This is a genomic window from Sphingomonas sp. (assembly GCF_031380695.1).
Taxonomy (GTDB): domain Bacteria; phylum Pseudomonadota; class Alphaproteobacteria; order Sphingomonadales; family Sphingomonadaceae; genus Sphingomicrobium.
Window position 1 is genome coordinate 1 of record NZ_JANMWY010000183.1, and the last position, 4,370, is coordinate 4,370.

General features: G+C 66.3%; 7 protein-coding genes. 2 read left to right on the forward strand and 5 right to left on the reverse strand.

Annotation, left to right across the window (positions count from 1 at the left end):
* From RMN84_RS06810 to RMN84_RS06825, 4 genes are all read right to left on the reverse strand, one after another.
* Positions 1 to 642 (reverse strand): OPT family oligopeptide transporter (locus RMN84_RS06810; protein WP_405051455.1); only part of this gene is annotated, 642 nt, incomplete at its 3' end.
* Between the two features lie 26 nt (positions 643 to 668).
* The gene (locus tag RMN84_RS06815; protein ID WP_309611431.1) at positions 669 to 1,877 is read right to left on the reverse strand and encodes a M20 family metallopeptidase; all 1,209 of its coding nucleotides are present in this window, start codon (positions 1,875 to 1,877) and stop codon (positions 669 to 671) included.
* Positions 1,874 to 2,275, reverse strand: coding sequence for a nuclear transport factor 2 family protein (locus RMN84_RS06820; protein ID WP_309611432.1), 402 nt, complete (start codon positions 2,273 to 2,275; stop codon positions 1,874 to 1,876). Before RMN84_RS06820 ends, RMN84_RS06815 begins: the two co-directional genes overlap by 4 nt.
* 2 nt (positions 2,276 to 2,277) lie before the next feature.
* A complete protein-coding gene (locus RMN84_RS06825; protein ID WP_309611433.1) occupies positions 2,278 to 2,448 on the reverse strand; it encodes a hypothetical protein in 171 nt (56 codons plus the stop codon).
* A 156-nt stretch (positions 2,449 to 2,604) separates the two neighbouring features.
* Between RMN84_RS06825 and RMN84_RS06830 the strand changes: the two genes are divergently transcribed.
* Entirely contained in the window at positions 2,605 to 3,477 is an 873-nt protein-coding gene (locus RMN84_RS06830) for a hypothetical protein (RefSeq protein ID WP_309611434.1), read from the forward strand.
* Between the two features lie 43 nt (positions 3,478 to 3,520).
* Here RMN84_RS06830 and RMN84_RS06835 read toward each other — a convergent pair whose 3' ends face one another.
* Positions 3,521 to 4,003 (reverse strand): universal stress protein, encoded by a 483-nt coding sequence (locus RMN84_RS06835; protein ID WP_309611435.1) that lies wholly within the window; start codon positions 4,001 to 4,003, stop codon positions 3,521 to 3,523.
* Positions 4,004 to 4,103: 100 nt separating this feature from the next.
* On the opposite strand from RMN84_RS06835, the gene RMN84_RS06840 reads away from it, so the two are divergent.
* A partial coding sequence (locus RMN84_RS06840; RefSeq protein ID WP_309611436.1) for a biotin/lipoyl-containing protein occupies positions 4,104 to 4,370 on the forward strand: 267 nt, incomplete at its 3' end.

Below are 4,370 nucleotides of genomic sequence, written 5' to 3' on the forward strand. Positions count from 1 at the left end.
GGCGATGCCGACCGCGATGCCGACAAGGTGGCCCACGCCGATCAGCGCCATCGACATCAAGGCGGAGACGCTGGTCGCGCTTTCGCTGCCGATGCGGAAGGTGCGGGCGGCGTCGCCGGTGACGAGGCCCATGTAGGTCAGCAGCTGATAGGCGGCGGAGACGACCGAGGCGCTGACGATCATCGCCAGCCCGCGCTTGTTTTCGGCTGCGCCGCCTTCGCCCATGCCGACCTTGAGCACTTCGGCGGCGGCGACGCCTTCGGGATAGGGCAGGTCGGAACCGGTGACGAGCGCGCGGCGCAGCGGGACCGAATACATCACGCCGAGGATGCCGCCGACGGCGATGACCGCAGTCGACAGCCAGAAGGGAAAGCCGGTCCACCAGCCGACCATGATCAGGCCGGGCAGGACGAAGATGATTGCGCTCAGCGTGCCGGCCGCGCTGGCGATGGTCTGGACGATGTTGTTCTCCTGGATCGTTGCGCCGGAGAAGTTGCGCAGGACGGCCATGGATATGACCGCGGCTGGGATCGAGGTGGCGAAGGTAATGCCGATCTTCAGCCCGAGATAGACGTTGGCAGCAGTCAACAGGACGGTAATGACCGCGCCGAGCAGGACCCCCCGCAGGGTCAGTTCGCGGATCGGATTGGTGGTCAAGCTGCTCTCCGTCATGCCCAGCCCTCATCGAGAAAGCGCGTTGCGAAGGCGCAGTGGAGGGCGACGCCACGCGCCAGCGATGCCTCGTCGACGTGCATTTTTGCGTTGTGGATCGGGGCTCGGGAGGCGGGATCGCCGTCGGGCGGGGCGACGCCGAGGACGGCCATCGCGCCGGGGACCTGCTGCAGCACGTAGGAGAAATCCTCGCCGCCCATGATTGGCGCGGGGATGGTGTGATAGGCGGCCGGGCCGAACAGGTCGGCCGCGATGCGCTCGATGAGCGCGACGGCGCGCGGGTCGTTCATGGTTGGCGGATAGCCTTGGTCAAACGACACGTCGGCGGTCGCGCCATGGACGTCGGCGATGCCCTTGACGATGCGCTCGAACGCCGCGTGCATGGCGTCGCGCCGCTCGGGGCTGAGCGTGCGCAGCGTGCCGAGTAGGTCGACCGTGTCGGGGATGACATTATGCGTGTCGCCAGCGGTCATCCTGGTGATCGACAGAATTGCGGGATCGGCTACGGGGACGCGGCGGGCGACGTGCGACTGGAGCGCGAGGACCGCTTCGCAGGCGATTGGGATCGGGTCGATCGCATCGTGCGGCATGGCCGCGTGGCCACCCTTGCCGCGGATCGTGGCCATGACCTTGTCGGTCGAGGCGAGCAGCGCGCCCACGCGGCAGGCGATCAGGCCGCCGGGGACGTTGGGGAAGACGTGGATGGCGAACGCCGCGTCGGGCGCGGGGTCGTCGAGCAGTCCTTCCTCGATCATGTGGCGAGCGCCATGCTCGCCCTCCTCCCCCGGCTGGAACATGAACAGGATGGTGCCGGCGATGTCGTCGCGGCGGGCGCACAGGATGCGAGCGGCGGCGGCGAGCATCGCCGAGTGAGTGTCATGGCCGCAGGCGTGCATGTGGCCGGCGACGCGGCTGGCGAAGTCGGCACCCGTATTTTCGTGGATCGGCAGGGCGTCCATGTCGCCGCGCAGCAGGACGGTGCGGCCGCGACCTTTGCCGCCTTCGAGCCGGGCGATGAAGCCGGAGGTGCGCCGGCTGTCGCGGATGTCGAGCGGCAGGCCGGCGAGCGCGGCCTTGAGTTTGGCGGTGGTACGGTGGCAGTCGAGGCCGAGCTCGGGATCGGCGTGGATCGCTCGGCGCAGCGCGATGGTTTCGCCATGGGCGGCCTCGGCGGCGGCGGTCCAGTCGGTCTGCTGGAGGGTCATGAGGGCGCTCCGTTGCGCGATGCGGCCGTAGACGGGAGAAAGCTCGAATGACGGCGGAGCACCTGCCAACGACCATCCTGCTCGACCCAGACGTCGGTAAGCAGCACACGTTCGTCGACGCATTGGCCACGATAACGGACCTTCCAGCAGGCCTCGATCGTCGCGACGATGGTGCTGCCGACAGCGACCTGCTTTATCACGCGCGACTCGAGGGCGGCGATATCCATCCCGTCGAGTGCCGTCAGCCATGCCTTGAGATCGACTGATACCGGGCCGGACGGGCGCACCGCGACCAGCTCGAATTCAGGGTGGATCATCGCCCGTAGCGCGTCCTTGTCCTTTGCCAGCAGCGCAGCGCGCCAGGCTTTTTCCAGCTCGGTGACGTCGGGCGCGGCCACGCTCAGCGCCCCCGGAACAATCCGCCGAGGATGCCGAGGATCAGCTGATTGCCGAACTGGCGACCGACTGACCTGGCGATGGCGCGGGTGGGGGACTGAGTGACGTCTTCGGCGACGACCGCTGCGGCAGGTTCGTTGGTCAAATCATGGACACCCGAGAGATACCAACCCATATCATCATGCTCCCTTCCCGGTGATTGCGACGACCGAGCTGGCCGCTAACCGTTCAACGCCATAAAGAGCAATTCTTATCGTATCAGGGTTGATCCTGACTGCTGTGTCGGCCACTCGTATCCATAGAGCTCAAGCGTGGATAGGGGAATGTGAAGATGTCCGACGAAAAGCCAGCGGCAGAAGTCGACGTCACCAAGGAATGGCGGGCGACGCATGGCCAGCAATCGGCCGCCAAGCGCCTCCGCATTTTTGCGGCGCTCGCGTGGATCGTTGCGATTGGCGGCGAGGTCGCCGGGATCATCCTGCTGCGTCAGCACAAGTTCGACCACGGGAACCTCCCGCTGCTGATCGGCATCCTGGTCGGGATCGCAGTCTTCGCGATTGCCGGCAGTTTGATGTGGAAGGCGGCCAACAAGCAGGATCCGGCGCGCGCGTCCGACACTGCCAAATTCTTCTTTCAGAACCAGCTCGGTGCGATCATCACGCTGATCGCCTTCCTCCCGCTGATTGTCCTGATCTTCATGGACAAGGACATGGACCCGAAGAACAAGAAGATCGCCGGCGGGGTCGGGGCCGTGCTGGCGGTGGTCGCGACGCTGATCGGGGTCAGCTGGAACCCGCCGTCGGTCGAGCAATATACCACGGACATGAACAGCTGCGCAGCGCAGATCAAAGCGGCCCAGCCCACCACGGCCTGTTCGCCGGAAGTTGCCGCCCAGGCGCAGGACATCGCCCGCGATTCCAAGACGGTCGCCGACGCCACGAAGGATGCCGCACACCCTGCCGGTCTGGACGTTGTCTACTGGATCGCTCCGGAGGGCGGCGCGAAGAAGTCTGCTACGCCCCATGTCTTCCACATCTGCCAAAATGTCAGTCCCTTGCGCGGCAAGACGGTCAATCACGGATCGGTGACCGAGGCCTACGCGGAGAATGCGAGCCGCATCACCAAGCAGATTCCGATGGAGCAGGGGCAGTGCGGAATCGCCACTGCCAAGAATGCTGCACCGGTCAACCAGCCAGCAGGGTGACGGAAGGCACGGAGATCGACGAGACGGCCGAGGTAGCAGGCGGTTAGCTCAGCACCTCGAGCCGTTCCTCGTCGAGGCTGCCGGGAATGATCATCACCGGGCAGGGCAGCTTGCCCGAATCATGGCCGGTGAAATCGGCAACGAGCGGGCCGGGGTGACCGCTGCCGCTCGCGCCCAGCACCAGCGCGGCGATGTCGAGGCGGGTGCCGATGAAGCCGCGCACTTCCTGCACCGGGTCGCCCGAGCGCACGGCGATGACCGGCTGGATGCCCGCCGCCTCCATGATCTCGCCGACCGAGGCTGCGACGCTGGCCTCGATCCGCAGGCGCTGCTCTTCCTCGATCGCCGCCTGGACTCCACCCCACTGGACGAAGTCCTGCGGCTCGACGATCGCCAGCACTTCGACCATGCCGCCGGTCTTGGCGGCGCGGCGGGCGGCGAAGCGCAACGCGACGCGCGCCTCGGCGCTGTCGTCGATCACTACCAGATAGGTGCGTTTGGGCGGGCCAGCTTCATCCATGGCCATGAAGCTGCACACAAACGGGGCCGGGTTGCAAGCGGTCCCCTTGACCAGGGGAGAGGCTTGGGCTTTGGCTCGGTCAACCGTTCCGCCCGAGGGATTGCCCATGCCGACCGAGCTCAAGATGCCCGCCCTCTCGCCGACGATGGAGGAGGGAACGCTAGCCAAATGGCTGGTCAAGGAGGGCGATACGGTCAAGTCGGGCGACCTGCTGGCCGAGATCGAGACCGACAAGGCGACGATGGAATTCGAGGCGGTCGACGAGGGCGTGATTTCCAAGATCCTGGTTCCCGAGGGATGCGAGGGGGTCAAGGTCGGGGCGGCGATTGCGTTGCTGACCGGGGAAGGGGAGGAGGCTAGTGCTCCTGCGGTC